Below are 14,091 nucleotides of genomic sequence, written 5' to 3'. Positions count from 1 at the left end.
AGCATGCAACCAACCTGATCAGGGAGGCTCCGTGTCCCTCGACACCGGCACCGAAGCGCTCGCCCGGCTCGCGGAGGAACGCGTCGACCACCGTTTCAAGGGCCTCCCGCCGGACGCAGAGGGCCTCACCGTCGGCGAACTGGCCGCCCAGCGCCGCAACCTGTTCTCGGACGGCTTCGCGACCCCGGTACTGGCCCTGTCCGCCGAGCGCCTGGAGCACAACCTCGCGCTGATGGAGTCGTACACCGAACGGCACGGACTGGCCTTCGCCCCGCACGGCAAGACCTCGATGGCGCCGCAGCTCTTCCACCGGCAGACCGGGCGCGGGGCATGGGGCATCACCCTCGCCGTGCCGCACCAGGTGCGGGTGGCGCGGGCGTTCGGCACCCGCCGGGTCTTCCTCGCCAACGAGCTCGTGGACGCCCCGGCGCTCCGCTGGATCGCCGCCGAGCTGGAGCGCGACGCGGACTTCCGGTTCGTCTGCTACGTCGACTCGGTGCGCGGGGTCGAGCTGATGGACGCGGCGCTGCGCGGGTCCGGCCGCCCGGTGGACGTCGTGGTCGAGCTCGCCGCCGGGGACGGCGCCCGTACCGGGGTCCGTACCGAGGCGGAGTGCGCGGCGGTCGCCGACGCGGTGGCCGGGACGGAGACCCTGCGGCTGGTCGGGGTGGCCGGGTACGAGGGCGAGGTCCCGCAGGCCGACCCGGACCGGGTGCACGCCTATCTGCGCCGGCTGGTCGCCCTCGCCGTCGAGTTCGACAAGGCGGGCCGGTTCGCGGGCCTGTCGGAGATCGTGGTGAGCGCGGGCGGCAGCGCCTGGTTCGACGCGGTCGCGGACGTCTTCGCCGGGATCCCGGAACTGTCCGCTCCTGTACTGAAGTTGCTGCGCTCGGGCGCGTACGTCTCGCACGACGACGGCCGTTACCGGGACGTCACCCCCTTCAACCGGGTGCCCGAGGAGGGCGCCCTGGAGCCCGCCTTCCGGCTCTGGGCGCAGATCGTCTCCCGCCCCTCCCCCGAGCAGGCCTTCGCCAACGCGGGCAAGCGGGACGCGGCCTACGACCTCGACCTCCCCGTCGCCCAGGTGATCCGCCGGGCGGGCACCGAGCGACCGGCGACCGGCATCGAGGTCACCGGCCTGTCCGACCAGCACGCCTGGCTGCGCACCGAGCCCGGGGCGGACCTGGAGGTCGGGGACTGGGTGGGTCTCGGCCTCTCCCACCCGTGCACGTCGTTCGACAAGTGGCAGCTGATCCCGGTGGCCGAGGCGGACGGCACGGTCGTCGACTACATCCGCACGTTCTTCTAGGAGGGGCCGTGGAGCAGCTCGTCATCCGGGACGCGGACGTCGTCGACGGCAGCGGGGAACCCTCCTACCGCGCCGACGTGGTGATCGACGGCGGCCGGATCGTGTCGATCGTCAAGGAGGCCGCTGCGGCGGGCTGCCAGCGCCCGCGCGCGATGCGCGAGCTGGACGCGGAGGGGCTGGTCCTCTCCCCCGGGTTCGTCGACATGCACGCGCACAGCGACCTGGCGCTGCTGCGGGACCCCGACCACAGCGCGAAGGCCGCGCAGGGGGTGACCCTGGAGGTGCTGGGCCAGGACGGCCTGTCGTACGCCCCGGTCGACGACCGCACACTGGCGGAGGTCCGCAGCGCGATCGCCGGCTGGAACGGCTCCGGTGACGACGTCGACTTCGACTGGCGGTCGGTGGGCGAGTACCTGGACCGCCTCGACCGGGGCATCGCCGTCAACGCGGCCTACCTCGTCCCGCAGGGCACGGTCCGTGCGCTCGCCGTCGGCTGGGAGGACCGCGCGGCGACCCCGGACGAGCTGGACCACATGCGTCGGCTGGTGGCCGAGGGCCTGGCCCAGGGCGCGGTCGGCCTGTCCTCCGGGCTCACCTACACCCCCGGCATGTACGCACCGGACGCCGAACTGACCGAGCTGTGCCGGGTGGTGGCGGAGTACGGCGGCTACTACTGCCCGCACCACCGCTCGTACGGCGCGGGCGCACTGGAGGCGTACGCGGAGATGGTGGCCCTGGCCCGTCAGGCCGGCTGCCCGCTCCACCTGGCCCACGCCACCATGAACTTCGGCGTGAACAAGGGCCGGGCCCCCGAACTGCTGGCCCTGCTCGACGAGGCCCTCGCCGCCGGCGCGGACATCACCCTCGACACCTACCCCTACACCCCCGGCAGCACGACCCTCGCGGCGATGCTGCCGAGCTGGGCCAACGAGGGCGGCCCGGCGGCGGCCCTCGCCCGTCTGACGGACGACGCGGCATCCGAACGCGTCCGCCACCACCTGGAGACCGTCGGCTCCGACGGCTGCCACGGCGTCCCCATCGAGTGGGACACCATCGAGATCTCGGGCGTGACCGACCCTGCCCTCACGGCGTTCGTCGGCCGGACGGTCCAGGAGTCGGCGGACGCCCGCGGGGAGTCCCCCTGGACGACGGCCCGCCGCCTCCTGCTCACCGACCGCCTGGGCACCACGATCCTGCAGCACGTCGGCCACGAGGAGAACGTCCGCACGATCATGCGCCACCCGGTCCACACCGGCGGCTCGGACGGCATCCTCCAGGGCACGAAACCCCACCCCCGCGCGTACGGCACGTTCCCGCACTACCTCGGCCACTACGTACGGGAGCTGGGCGTCCTCTCCCTGGAGGAGTGCGTCGCCCATCTCACCGCCCGCCCCGCGGCCCGGCTGCGCCTGCCGGACCGCGGACTCGTACGCGAGGGCTACCGCGCCGACCTCGTCCTCTTCGACCCGCGGACGGTGGCGGCGGGCTCGACGTTCGCGGACCCGCGCCGCCTCCCGACCGGCATCCCGCACGTCCTGATCGACGGCCGCTTCGTGATCGAGGACGGCCGCAGAACGGACGTACTGGCTGGACGAGCGGTACGAAGAGCGCCCCTTTAGGGGCGCTGGGGGTACCCCGGCCGAAGGCTGGGGGAGGAACTGCGCAACCAGCCCCGACGGCGCCGCACCCGGCAACGGCGCCCGCCACCCCCTACGGCTTGGGCAGGGTGCAACCACTCGCACCGAGGTTCAGCACGTTCCCCGTCGTGAAGCACGCCGGGATGATGTACGTCTCCTCGGCGTAGTTGATCCCCTGCCGAACCGTCACGTTCCCGTTCTGGTCCACCTCGCACGGGTTGTCGACGGTGCACCGCTCCCCGTCCTCGTTGCCCGTGTTGTTGACGGCGACGACCTGGCCCGTCGTGGTGTCGATCACCGGCGACCCCGACGTCCCCCCGATCGTGTTGCACGCGGAGGTGTAGCGGACCGAGTCCTTCCAGGTCCAGTCGCCCTCCTTCAGCCGGTACACGAACCCGTCGACGTTGCAGCTGTAGATCGTCTTCCAGTAGCCGGAGACGACCTTGATGGCGGTGCCGGCGACCGGGTGACTGGCGCTGACGGTGAGCGGGCTGATGCCGTAGGAGCTCTTGATCGCCGCGTACGTCGTGGTGGTGCGGTAGATCGTGATGTCGGTGTCGGTCATCGTCGAGTAGACGACCTGGTTGGCGCGGAGCGTGGCGACCTTGCTGCCGGAGGAGTTCAGCAGGCCGAAGGTACGGCTGGAGGACTGGCCGGTGATGACCTCGTCGGGCTCCGGGAAGCCGGTTTCCAGGCAGTGTCCGTTGGTGAGGACCAGTGCCGGGTCGCTGTCCGCGGAGTTCGGGAAGCGGATGACCGAGCCGGAGCAGTTGCTGAGCGAGACGGTGCCCGCGAAGTTGACGGTCACCGCGGCGGCCTTCGCCGTCTGCGGCACGGCGACCGCCGGGGCCGCGCCGATCCCGGTGATGGCCAGGGAGGCGAGCGCGGCGACGAGAGGCTTGTTCATGTGGGGGTCCCCTCTATACGACGAGGTGACCGGAGATCTTCCGGCCACCCGCTTCTTTGTCATGCACATTCTCATCGCAGAGGGCCGCACGGGCAAGGAGCTGTTTCAGGAACGGCGTTGGCGGATTTCCGCACAGGCGGCGTCGATGTGCTCGAAGAGGACCGAGGACCCGGAGGTGATGCGCGCGCCGAGTTCGCGGCAGTCGTGCAGCAGCGCGGCCATACGCCGGGCGGCCTGCCCGGCACCGAGCAGATCGGCCTCGGGGCCGGTCACGGGCTCGTCGTTGAGCAGCAAGAACCCCATGCGGCCCCCTTCGTCCAGGGGGTCGAACCATGTATTTCCGCGGCCACTTGGGGCCGCGCGCACCGCCCCGCCCGCGGCCTCGCCGCTAACGGCCCCTGCCGCCGCCTCGCCCGTGCCCCCAGCCGTGCCCCCCGTACGTGGGGCTCGCCGCCGGGGACGTGGTGGTGGCGGTCGGCGAAGGTGACGCGCTCGCGCTGCGCGTCGGGGCGGTACTCGCCGAGTGACCCTCCGATGCCGGCACCGGTGTCCCGGCCGGAGACGTGGAGCGGGCCGACGGCGACTCCACGACCGGCGCGGCCGACTTCACCGAGGGCGCGACGGACGCACTGCTCGAGTTCTCTCCCGGCACCTGCGCCGGCGCCGACGACTCGCCCACCGCGTGCTTCACGCGCTCCTGCTCCACCTGGCCGCCGCCGGACGACGGGGAGAAGGCGAAGCCGGCGACCAGCGCGGCCACGGACGCGGCGCCCACCGCACCCACGGCGACCGCCACGTGCTTCGCACGCAGGCCGCCCACGCCACGGGCCGCCCGCCGCCGCTCCGCCCGGCCCGGCCCTGGTGCCGGCGCCGCAGGCGCGATCCGGGGCAGCTCGCGCGTCTCGTCGTAGGCGTTGAGCCAGCCGTGCGCGGAGGCCGGATCCCGGTACTCCTCGTACACGGGGGCCGGTCCGCCCTCGGGTCGGTAGATGCTGGGCGCCCCGGTCTCGTCGTCGGCAGGTCTCGGCATGGACGCGGATTCTAGGGAGAGCAGGGCCCTTTGAGACAGCTACCGGCGATAACAGGCCAAAACGCCGGGGCCGCGCCCCACCCCCGCCTGTCACCCACACGTGTCTCACGTGGCGGAAAACACGACCCGACCGGCGTTACCGCCCCGTAAGCTCACGGACATGCAGGTGATCCAGTCGACCAAGCTCGCCAACGTCTGTTACGAGATCCGGGGTCCGGTTCTCGAGGAGGCGATGCGGCTCGAGGCGGCGGGGCACCGCATCCTCAAGCTCAACACCGGCAACCCGGCCGCCTTCGGCTTCGAGTGCCCGCCGGAGATCCTGGAGGACATCCTCCGCAACGTCTCCTCGGCACACGGCTACGGCGACGCGAAGGGTCTGCTGGCCGCCCGGCGCGCGGTCGTCATGCACAACCAGACCATCGGCATCGAGACCGACGTCGAGCACGTCTTCATCGGCAACGGCGTCTCCGAGCTGATCGTCATGGCCATGCAGGGGCTGCTCGACGACGGGGACGAGGTCCTCGTACCGGCGCCGGACTACCCGCTGTGGACCGCGGCGGTCTCCCTCTCCGGCGGTACGGCCGTGCACTACCGCTGCGACGAGCAGTCGGACTGGATGCCCGACCTCGCCGACGTCGAGCGCAAGGTCACCGACCGCACCAAGGCGATCGTCATCATCAACCCGAACAACCCGACGGGCGCGGTGTACGACGAGGCGATGCTGCGCGGGCTCACCGACATCGCCCGCCGCCACAACCTCCTCGTCTGCTCGGACGAGATCTACGACAAGATCCTCTACGACGGCGCCACGCACACGCCGACCGCCGCCGTCGCCCCGGATCTGCTCACGCTCACCTTCAACGGCATGTCGAAGGCGTACCGGGTGGCCGGCTACCGGGTCGGCTGGATGTCCGTCTCCGGGCCCCGGGCGCACGCCGACTCCTACATCGAGGGCCTGACGATCCTCGCGAACATGCGGCTGTGCGCGAACATGCCCGGTCAGCACGGGGTCGTGGCCGCGCTCAGCGGACGCCAGACGATCAACGACCTCGTCCTGCCGGGCGGGCGGCTGAAGGAACAGCTGGACCTCGCCTACGAGCTGCTCACCCAGATCCCGGGCGTGAGCTGCGTGCGCCCCAAGGGCGCGCTGTACCTCTTCCCGCGCCTCGACCCTCAGGTCTTCAAGATCAAGGACGACCGGCAGATGGTCCTCGACCTGCTGCGCCGGGAGAAGATCATGGTCGTCCAGGGCACCGGCTTCAACTGGCCGGAGCCGGACCACTTCCGGGTGGTGACCCTGCCGACGGTCGGGGACCTGCGGGATGCGATCACCCGGATCGGGCGGTTCCTGGACGGCTACGGCCAGCCGTGAGCGGTCGCCGGACCACTGTCCGTGAACCGGGTCAACTTTAGACTGAATCTAAGCTAGGATGGCTTCCTGACAGAGCACAGGAGGCCATCTCCCATGTACGAACCGATCCGCACCAAGTCGGTCCACAGCACGATGGCCGGCCCCCCTTCCGACTTCCCCCACCGGACGCGCGAGGAGGAGCTGGACATCCAGCTCGCGGGGCACCTCTCGGCACTCCTCGCCGTCACCGACGAACTGCGCGCCCTCACGCCGTCCACCGACCTCGACGCCGCCGCGACCCGGCTGGCCGAGCAGGTGACCCGGCTGCGGGGCGGTCGTACGCCGGTCCGCGCACCGCTGACGGCGGGCCGGGAACCGGCCGCGCTGCACGAGCGCGCGCACGCTGTCGCCGGTCGCGCCCTGCTGGTCGCGGCGTCCCGCGCGGACACCGCGGCGGCGATCCTCGCGGCGGAACGCATGGACGCCCACGCAGCGGCCACGGAACTCACCACAGCCGGCTGACCACCCCCGAACGGCCCCGGTCCGCGCGCTCCCGCAGCGACGCGCGGACCGGGTTGCCATATCTCAGTACGCTGAGGTCATGGGCATGGACTACCCGAAGATGCGCGCGATCGCCGAACAACTCGGGGCCTACGCGGAGCAGCTCGAAGGGACCTGGAGCGTCGAGATCGGACCGTCCGGCCCGCCACTGGCGATGATGTGCCCGTCGAAACGGCATGAGGGCACCGTCCGCCGCATCTGCAAGCAATTGGACCAGCAGCTCCTCACCACTCACCCGGGCTACGGCTGCATCCCCGGCCCCGAGGTCGAGCACCCGGCCCTCGGCCGCATGCGCCGCCCCGACGCCGTCGTGATCCCCGAGGACGTACTCGACGAGGAGGGGATCGCCGTGGACGCCTCCCACGTGCTGGCAATCGTCGAGATCGTGTCACCGTCCAACCCGGACAACGGCTACGTCGAAGAGATCAGCGAATACCCGGCCATGGGTATCGCCCACTACATGATCGTCGACCCCCGGAAGGGCACGATCGAGGTCCACTCCGAGCCGTGCGGGAACCGCTACCGGCGCATGGACCCGTACATCTACGGCGACCTGGTGCCCTTCGGCCCCTGGCAGGTGGAGACCTCCGCCTTCCGCCGATACGGCAAGGCCGGGAACGACCCCGCCTGACGGCGCCCGGCGGACTTCGGTGCTCCGGTTTCGTTCCGGGGCGCCCCCTTCACCCCTCGTTCACCCGTTCCACCCAGGACCGAGGGATTCCGGGAGCACTCTCCACCTCGTGAGACGTATCGCGGGAATCGTCCTCGCGGTGCTGCTGATCGGGGGCGTGGTGGCTGCCGTCGTCGCAGGCCGGCAAGGGGATGACAAGGGCACGGCAACGAAGACCGTGCGTGGTGTGATCGGTTCGGAGAAGTCGGACTTCTTCGCCGATCCCGATGTGGTGAAGGCCCTCGCCGCCAAGGGCTACACCGTACAGACGGAGGCGTCCGGGTCCTGGGCCATGGAGGATCTGGACCTGAAGGGCTACGACTTCGCCTTCCCGTCCAGCTCGGCACCCGCCGACACGCTGGCCGCGAAGTACCACGCCCGCCAGCCGCTCCCCCGCCCCTTCTACTCGCCCCTCGTGGTGGTCGCCCACCGCAGCGCGGCCGAGGTGCTGGCCGCCAACGGGCTCGCCGTGCTCGACGGCAAGGGCAAGGGGACCCTGAAGATGGCCGCCTACCTGGACGCCGCCCGGCACGACCGGACCTGGCAGCAGCTCAAGGGGGCCACGGCGCACGGGGAGCTGACCGGGACGCTGTACATCACCAGCACCGATCCGGAGACCTCCAACTCCGGCGCGCTCTATCTCGCCGCCGCCTCCTATGTCGCCAACGGGGGGAGGGTGGTGGCGAGCGATGCGGACGTCGCGGCAACCGCGCCGCTGCTGCGCAAGCTGGTCAGCGTGCAGGGGGCGCAACAGCCCAGCAGCGACTCGGTGTTCAGGGACTTCATCAGCGGCGCCGGCAACCCGCTGGTGTGCCTGTACGAGTCGCAGGTCGTGTCGCTCCTCGGCGACCGGGGCGGACAGCAGGGCGCCGACAGCGACCTCGTCGTCCTCTACCCGGACACCACGGTCAACAGCGACCACACCATCGTGCCGCTCGACGACGCGGGCCGGCAGCTCGGCGAACTCCTCAGCACCGACCCGGCCCTGCGCAGGCTCGCCGTCAGGCACGGCTTCCGGCCCCAGGGCGACTCCGCCGAGTTCGTCAAGGCCACCGCCGGCCGCGCCGCCTACCTCAACCAGACACTGACCGGCGTCCGGCAGGCGCCCGTGCCCACCTCCGCGGTGCTGCACGAGATGGCCCGCCGGGCGCGCGGCTGACGGGGGGATCCTGTGAGCAACTTCGACAAGACGAGGCCGAGCGGCGGCGAGTCGGCGCACCCGCCCACGCTCAGCGGCGACGACGTCTTCACGCTGACCCCGCCGGAGGCGGTGTCGCCCGTGCCGCGGGAGAAGGCGGGCGGGCTGGTGCCCGTAGACGACGACGTCCGTACGGACATGGCGCGCAAGGCCTCCGACTACGTCCGGGACCTCGCGGCCCTGGACGCCCGGTCGCCGGAGTTCGCGAGCAAGGTCGGCGAGATCACCGGCCTCGGCGCCGGCGAGATGCGCACCGCCGCCTCGCAGTCCAACCGCATGCTGGAGCGCGCCGTGCGCAGCCTGCCCGACAAGGGGGGTGACGCCCAGGCCAAGGTGGCCGGCTCGCTGGTCGAGCTCCGCCGGGTCGTCGAGGACCTGGACCCGCGCGACCTGCCCGCGAGCAAGGGCCGCAAGTTCCTGTCCCGGCTGCCCGGCGGCAACCAGCTCCGCGACCACGTCGCCAAGTACGCCTCCGCGCAGGGGACGTTGAACAGGATCGTGGGCTCGCTGCGCGGCGGCCAGGACGAACTGCGCCGGGACAACGCGGCGTTGCAGACGGAGCGGGTGCGGCTCTGGGAGACCATGGGCAAGCTCCAGGAGTACGTCGTCCTCACCCAGGCCCTGGACACCGCCGTCGAGCAGCACCTCGCCCGGATCCCGGACCCCCAGGAGGCCGACGCGGTACGGGCGGACGTGCTCTTCCCGGTCCGGCAGAAGCACCAGGACCTGCTCACCCAGCTCGCGGTGTCCGCGCAGGGCTACCTCGCGATGGACGTCGTACGGCGCAACAACGACGAGCTGATCAAGGGAGTCGAGCGCGCCGCCACCACCACCGTCTCCGCGCTGCGGATCTCGGTGATGCTGGCCTCCGCGCTCGACCACCAGAAGAAGGTGATCGAGCAGGTCAACGCGTTGCGCGGGACGACCGAGGACCTCATCCGGGGCAACGCCGAGATGCTCGCGACCCAGAGCGGGGAGATCCAGCGGATCGCCGCCGACCCTGCGGTGGGCGCCGAGACACTGCGGGCCGCGTTCCAGCAGATCTACCGGACCCTCGACGCCATCGACACCTACAAGGTGCAGGCGACCGAGGCGATGGCGACCACCGTGCAGTCCCTCACCGACGAACTCCACCAGGCCAGTGCCTACCTGGAGCGCAGCCGCTCGAAGAGCGCGCTGGAGGGCGGCCTCGGATGAGCAGACGCCCGCTCCTCGCCCTCCTCGCGGCGGCGGCCGTCGTCCTGACCGGCTGCACCACCGAGGACCACGGCGACGACTCCACGGCCCCGAAGCCCGGCACCCTGCGGGTCCTCGCCTCCTCCGAGCTCAGCGACATGACGGCCGTCTTCGACCGGGTGCGCAAGGACACCGGGGTCACCGTCCGGCCCACCTACATGGGCACCCTGGACGCCATCGACCTGCTGGCGAAGGGGCAGACGGACGGCAGGTACGACGCGCTCTGGCTGTCCTCCGACGACTATCTGCGGCTGCGCCCCGAGGCGGCGAAGAAGGTCGTCTCCGAGACGTCGGTCATGTCCAGCCCGGTCGCGATCGGCGTGAAGACGAGCACCGTTCAGGCGCTGGGCTGGAAGCCGGCCGACGTCACCTGGTCGCAGGTCGAGCAGGCCGTGGAAGCCGGCCGGCTGACGTACGGCATGACGGACCCGGCCCGCTCCAACTCCGGTTTCGCCACGCTGGTCTCGGTGGCCTCCGCGCTCTCCGGCGCCCAGTCGGCGCTCACGGACGACGACGTCACCAAGGCGACCCCGCGGCTGAAGAAGTTCTTCAAGGGCCAGACCCTGACCTCGGGCTCCTCCGGCTGGCTGGCCTCGGCCTACCGGCGGCGCGGCACCGTCGACGCCCTGCTCAACTACGAGTCCGTGCTGCAGGGCATCCCCGGTCTCACCGTGATCCGCCCGAAGGACGGCGTGGTCACCGCCGACTACCCGTTCTCCTCCCTGGCCTCGACCTCCTCCGCCACCCGCGAGGACGTCCGCCGGGTCACGGAGGACCTGCGCACCACGGCCGTGCAGAAACTGATCACGGACACCACCCACCGCCGCCCGGTCGTGGCCTCCGTCGCCCCGGCCGCCGGCCTGGACACCACCCGCCGCCGCGAACTCCCCTTCCCCGGCAGCCGGTCGGTGGCCGACGGGCTGGTCTCGGCCTACGAGAACGACCTGCGCCGGCCCTCCCGCACGGTCTACGTCCTGGACACCTCGGGCTCGATGGCAGGCGGCCGCCTCTCCCGCCTGAAGGCGGCCCTCACCGGCCTGACCAGCGACTTCCGCAACCGCGAGGAGGTCACCCTGATGCCGTTCGGCTCGGAGGTGAAGAGCGTCAGCACCCACGTGGTCGACGGCAAGGCCGATCTCACCGCGATCCGCGAGGACACCGACGCCCTGCACGCCGACGGCAACACGGCGATCTACACCTCCCTGGAGAAGGCGTACGGCAGGCTGAACCCCTCCGCGGACACCTTCACGTCGATCGTGCTGATGACCGACGGCGAGAACACCACGGGCGCCAAGGCCGGTGACTTCGACGACTTCTACAACAAGCTCTCCGCCGACCGGCAGCAGATCCCGGTCTTCCCCATCCTCTTCGGCGACTCCTCCCGCACCGAGCTCCAGCACATCGCCGACCTGACCGGAGGCCGTCTCTTCGACGGCCGGCAGGGCTCTCTGGACGGCGCCTTCGAGGAGATCCGTGGCTACCAGTAAGGCTCTCGCCTACCTCGAATCCCGTAAGAACCTCACGGGCAGCGGGGCCGGTCTCGTCGGCCTGGTCCTGACCTTCACGGGAGTGGCCGGCACGTACTGGCCGGTCGTGGTGGCCGGCCTGTACGGCGCGGGCGCGCTGATCGCCCCGCCGGAACGCCCCGCGCTGCCGGAATTCCCGACGCCCTCCGCCCAGCTGGAGGAGGTGCGGGCCGACTTCCGCAAGCTGGAGACCTATCTGGCGGAGGTCGGCCTGCCCGCCTCGACGGAGGCCCGGCTCGCCGAACTGACCGACCTGCTGACAGCGTTGCTGGACCCCGGCTGGGCCGCCGAACTCCTGGCCCAGGACCCGGAGGGCGTCCACGTGCTCTCCCGGACGGTCCGGCAGGACATCCCGGAGGCGGTGGACAGCTTCGTCCGTACCCGGTGGTGGACCCGCCTGACCCCCGGCCAGGAACCTCCGGAACGCCACCTGGAACGCCAGCTGGCCGTACTCAAGGAAGAGGCAGGCCAGTTGGCGGCCGGGCTGCGGGACACGGAGGCCAGGCGCCAGGAGACGCACACGCGGTACCTGGAGGACCGGAACAACTGAACCGGCCCCCCGCGTGCGCGCGAGGGGCCGGGCCGGAGCGGGTGCTCAGGGGCAGCTGATGCGGCTGTCCCCCGGGTCGGTGGTACAGGTGTCGAAGCCGAGGCCGCCGTTGGCCGTGTCGTTGCCGGACACACCGTCGGTGGTGATCACCCGGTCGTTGCCGGCGGACCCGTTCACCGTGTCGTTGCCCGGGCCGCCGTACAGCGTGTCGTTGCCGGGGCCGCCGTCGATGTTGTCGTTGCCGTAGTCGCCGTAGACGGTGTCGGTGCCGCCGTTGCCGTTGAGGGTGTCGTTGCCGCCCAGGCCGCAGATCACGTCGTTGCCGACCGTGCCGTTGAGGGTGTCGGCCCCGCTGGTGCCGATGATCGTGCAGCCCCGGGAGTTGTTGACGGTGCCGGTCGCGGTGGCGGTGTTGTTGCCCGACGCCGGGTCGGTCTGGGTGGCCGTGACCGTGGCCGTGTTCGTGAGCGTGCCGGTGGTGCGGGGTTCGGCGACGACCGTGACCGTGGCGCTCGCGCCCGGCGCGAGGGTGCCGAGGGCGCAGGTGGCGGCGGTCGCGGTGGTGGTGCAGCCGCCCTGGGAGGGCGTGGCCGAGATCGGGGTCGCGCCCGCTCCGGAAAGGGTGTCGGTCAGCGTGACGCCGGTGGCGGCCGCGGTCGAGGCGGTCGCGTTGGTCACGCGGACGGTGTACGTGGCCCGGTCGCCGATGGTGACGGTGGACGGGCCCGTCTTGGTGACGGAGAGGTCCGCGCTGGGCGGCGGGGGTGTGCTGCCTCCGCCGCCCAGGTAGCGGGCGAGCGCGAAGTCGTTGTCCGGTCCGCCCTGCCCGGCGGCGACGATCCGGCCGTCGGACTGGAGGGCCACGCCGTGGGCGGCGTCGCTGCCGCCGAAGCTCGTGGCCACCCGGCCGCCGCTGCCGAAGCCGCTGTCCAGGCTGCCGTCGGTGTTGTAGCGCAGCACGTTGAAGCCGCCCGGCCCGCTGCCGGAGACGACGATCCGCCCGTCGCTCTGCAGCTTCATGTCCTCGGCGCCGCCGCCGGGGGTGACGACCAGGCCGTTGCCGTCGAAGCTCGGGTCCAGCGTGCCGTTGGTGTTGTAGCGGGCCAGTGCGGCCCGGCCGCCGCTCGAACCGGCCGCGACGATCCTGCCGTCGGGCTGGACCGCCAGCGCCTCCGCCGAGTCGTAGTCACCGAAGTCGGTGCGCTGGATGCCGCCGGAGCCGAACCCGGTGTCGAGGCTGCCGTCGGTGTTGTAGCGGACGAGCACGAAGTCGAAGCGGGTCGTCCCGACCTCGCCCGCGACCACGATCTTGCCGTCGGGCTGTACGGCCAGGGCGCGCAGGTCGCCGCCCTCCTCGAGGGACCCGCCCAGAGCGGTGGTCACCTTGCCGTCGCCGCCGAAGGTGGGGTCCAGGGAGCCGTCGGCGTTGTAGCGGGCCACCGCGGCCTGGCCGCCCACATAGCCCGCGGCGACGATCTTGCCGCCGGGCAGCGCCACCACGTCCGTGGCCTCCTCGGGAACGCCGAAGTCGGTGAAGACCCGGCCGTCGCCGTTGCCGAAACTCGTGTCCAGCGAGCCGTCGCTCGCCTTGTACCGGACCAGCGTGAACCAGCAGCAGTTCTCGGGGCCTCGCCAGCTGCTGCCCGCCACCACGATGTTGCCGTCGTCGGGCTGCAGGGCCACGGCGTGCGCCTCGCTCCACTGGAGGCCCTCGTTCGACGGCAGGTTGTTGACGGCGGTCGTCACCCTGCCGTCGCCGCCGAAGGTGGGGTCGAGGGAGCCGTCGGCGTTGTGCCGGGTCAGCGCGAAGTCGCTCTCGGCCCCGGAGCTGTCGAAGGAGGTGCCGACGGAGACGATCCTGCCGTCGGACTGCACCGCCACGTCGGCGGCGGAGTCGTTGCCGCCGAAGTCGGTGAGGACCGTGCCGTCGCCGGCGAAGGCGGGGTCCAGGTCGCCGGGGGCGGCGACCGCGGTGCCGGGCAGGGCCAGGACGAGCGCCAGGAGGGTGGCCGCCACGGTTCCGGCTCGGACCGTGAGTGATCGAACACGAGGTGTGAACGATCGAACGTGAGGTGTGAGCATGGGCGACAGCGTTCCGACGCGGGCCCACACGTCG

Annotated in this window: 13 protein-coding genes; 9 read left to right on the top strand and 4 right to left on the bottom strand. The window is 71.7% G+C overall.

The genetic code is table 11. The features are described from left to right. Window positions 1–31 precede the first annotated feature (31 nt). Both ACFY0K_RS17975 and ACFY0K_RS17970 read left to right on the top strand, forming a co-directional pair. A complete protein-coding gene (locus ACFY0K_RS17975; protein WP_390640654.1) occupies window positions 32–1,309 on the top strand; it encodes an amino acid deaminase in 1,278 nt (425 codons plus the stop codon). Window positions 1,310–1,317: 8 nt separating this feature from the next. Continuing rightward, entirely contained in the window at window positions 1,318–2,928 is a 1,611-nt protein-coding gene (locus tag ACFY0K_RS17970; RefSeq protein WP_390640653.1) for an amidohydrolase family protein, read from the top strand. Between the two features lie 91 nt (window positions 2,929–3,019). Here the strand turns inward: ACFY0K_RS17970 and ACFY0K_RS17965 are convergent, their stop codons facing one another. The 3 genes from ACFY0K_RS17965 to ACFY0K_RS17955 all read right to left on the bottom strand — a co-directional run bounded on the left by ACFY0K_RS17965 (window position 3,020) and on the right by ACFY0K_RS17955 (window position 4,883). Further along, complete coding sequence (locus ACFY0K_RS17965) at window positions 3,020–3,853, bottom strand: trypsin-like peptidase domain-containing protein (RefSeq protein ID WP_390640652.1); 834 nt, start codon at window positions 3,851–3,853, stop codon at window positions 3,020–3,022. A gap of 105 nt (window positions 3,854–3,958) precedes the next feature. Continuing rightward, window positions 3,959–4,156 carry a hypothetical protein gene (locus tag ACFY0K_RS17960; RefSeq protein ID WP_390640651.1) on the bottom strand — a complete coding sequence of 66 codons (198 nt, stop codon included), beginning with the start codon at window positions 4,154–4,156 and terminating at the stop codon, window positions 3,959–3,961. Window positions 4,157–4,241: 85 nt separating this feature from the next. Next, window positions 4,242–4,883 (bottom strand): hypothetical protein, encoded by a 642-nt coding sequence (locus ACFY0K_RS17955; RefSeq protein ID WP_390640650.1) that lies wholly within the window; start codon window positions 4,881–4,883, stop codon window positions 4,242–4,244. Between the two features lie 160 nt (window positions 4,884–5,043). On the opposite strand from ACFY0K_RS17955, the gene ACFY0K_RS17950 reads away from it, so the two are divergent. The 7 genes from ACFY0K_RS17950 (at window position 5,044) to ACFY0K_RS17920 (ending at window position 11,975) form a co-directional block, all read left to right on the top strand. Continuing rightward, window positions 5,044–6,255 carry a pyridoxal phosphate-dependent aminotransferase gene (locus ACFY0K_RS17950; RefSeq protein WP_390640649.1) on the top strand — a complete coding sequence of 404 codons (1,212 nt, stop codon included), beginning with the start codon at window positions 5,044–5,046 and terminating at the stop codon, window positions 6,253–6,255. A 93-nt stretch (window positions 6,256–6,348) separates the two neighbouring features. Continuing rightward, window positions 6,349–6,756 (top strand): hypothetical protein, encoded by a 408-nt coding sequence (locus ACFY0K_RS17945; protein ID WP_390640648.1) that lies wholly within the window; start codon window positions 6,349–6,351, stop codon window positions 6,754–6,756. Window positions 6,757–6,841: 85 nt separating this feature from the next. Beyond that, the gene (locus ACFY0K_RS17940; protein ID WP_390640959.1) at window positions 6,842–7,426 is read left to right on the top strand and encodes a Uma2 family endonuclease; all 585 of its coding nucleotides are present in this window, start codon (window positions 6,842–6,844) and stop codon (window positions 7,424–7,426) included. A gap of 109 nt (window positions 7,427–7,535) precedes the next feature. After that, window positions 7,536–8,624, top strand: coding sequence for a hypothetical protein (locus tag ACFY0K_RS17935; RefSeq protein WP_390640647.1), 1,089 nt, complete (start codon window positions 7,536–7,538; stop codon window positions 8,622–8,624). A 93-nt stretch (window positions 8,625–8,717) separates the two neighbouring features. After that, window positions 8,718–9,860 (top strand): toxic anion resistance protein, encoded by a 1,143-nt coding sequence (locus ACFY0K_RS17930; RefSeq protein WP_390640958.1) that lies wholly within the window; start codon window positions 8,718–8,720, stop codon window positions 9,858–9,860. Beyond that, entirely contained in the window at window positions 9,857–11,386 is a 1,530-nt protein-coding gene (locus ACFY0K_RS17925; RefSeq protein WP_390640646.1) for a substrate-binding domain-containing protein, read from the top strand. The genes ACFY0K_RS17930 and ACFY0K_RS17925 overlap by 4 nt, the downstream gene beginning before the upstream one ends. After that, window positions 11,373–11,975, top strand: coding sequence for a hypothetical protein (locus ACFY0K_RS17920; RefSeq protein ID WP_390640645.1), 603 nt, complete (start codon window positions 11,373–11,375; stop codon window positions 11,973–11,975). The genes ACFY0K_RS17925 and ACFY0K_RS17920 overlap by 14 nt, the downstream gene beginning before the upstream one ends. 45 nt (window positions 11,976–12,020) lie before the next feature. Here the strand turns inward: ACFY0K_RS17920 and ACFY0K_RS17915 are convergent, their stop codons facing one another. Continuing rightward, complete coding sequence (locus ACFY0K_RS17915) at window positions 12,021–13,991, bottom strand: calcium-binding protein (protein WP_390640644.1); 1,971 nt, start codon at window positions 13,989–13,991, stop codon at window positions 12,021–12,023. Window positions 13,992–14,091 lie beyond the last annotated feature (100 nt).

Source organism: Streptomyces sp. NPDC001507 (genome assembly GCF_042894765.1).
Lineage (GTDB): Bacteria > Actinomycetota > Actinomycetes > Streptomycetales > Streptomycetaceae > Streptomyces.
Note: the sequence above shows the minus strand (reverse complement) of the source record. Positions and strands in the feature narration are given on the sequence as shown.

Excerpts from the sequence above, each read along its gene's own strand:
- ACFY0K_RS17965 (WP_390640652.1), bottom strand. The coding sequence starts at position 3,853 with ATGAACAAGCCTCTCGTCGCCGCGCTCGCCTCCCTGGCCATCACCGGG.
- ACFY0K_RS17960 (WP_390640651.1), bottom strand. The coding sequence starts at position 4,156 with ATGGGGTTCTTGCTGCTCAACGACGAGCCCGTGACCGGCCCCGAGGCC.
- ACFY0K_RS17955 (WP_390640650.1), bottom strand. The coding sequence starts at position 4,883 with ATGCCGAGACCTGCCGACGACGAGACCGGGGCGCCCAGCATCTACCGA.
- ACFY0K_RS17950 (WP_390640649.1), top strand. The coding sequence starts at position 5,044 with ATGCAGGTGATCCAGTCGACCAAGCTCGCCAACGTCTGTTACGAGATC.
- ACFY0K_RS17945 (WP_390640648.1), top strand. The coding sequence starts at position 6,349 with ATGTACGAACCGATCCGCACCAAGTCGGTCCACAGCACGATGGCCGGC.
- ACFY0K_RS17940 (WP_390640959.1), top strand. The coding sequence starts at position 6,842 with ATGGACTACCCGAAGATGCGCGCGATCGCCGAACAACTCGGGGCCTAC.
- ACFY0K_RS17925 (WP_390640646.1), top strand. The coding sequence starts at position 9,857 with ATGAGCAGACGCCCGCTCCTCGCCCTCCTCGCGGCGGCGGCCGTCGTC.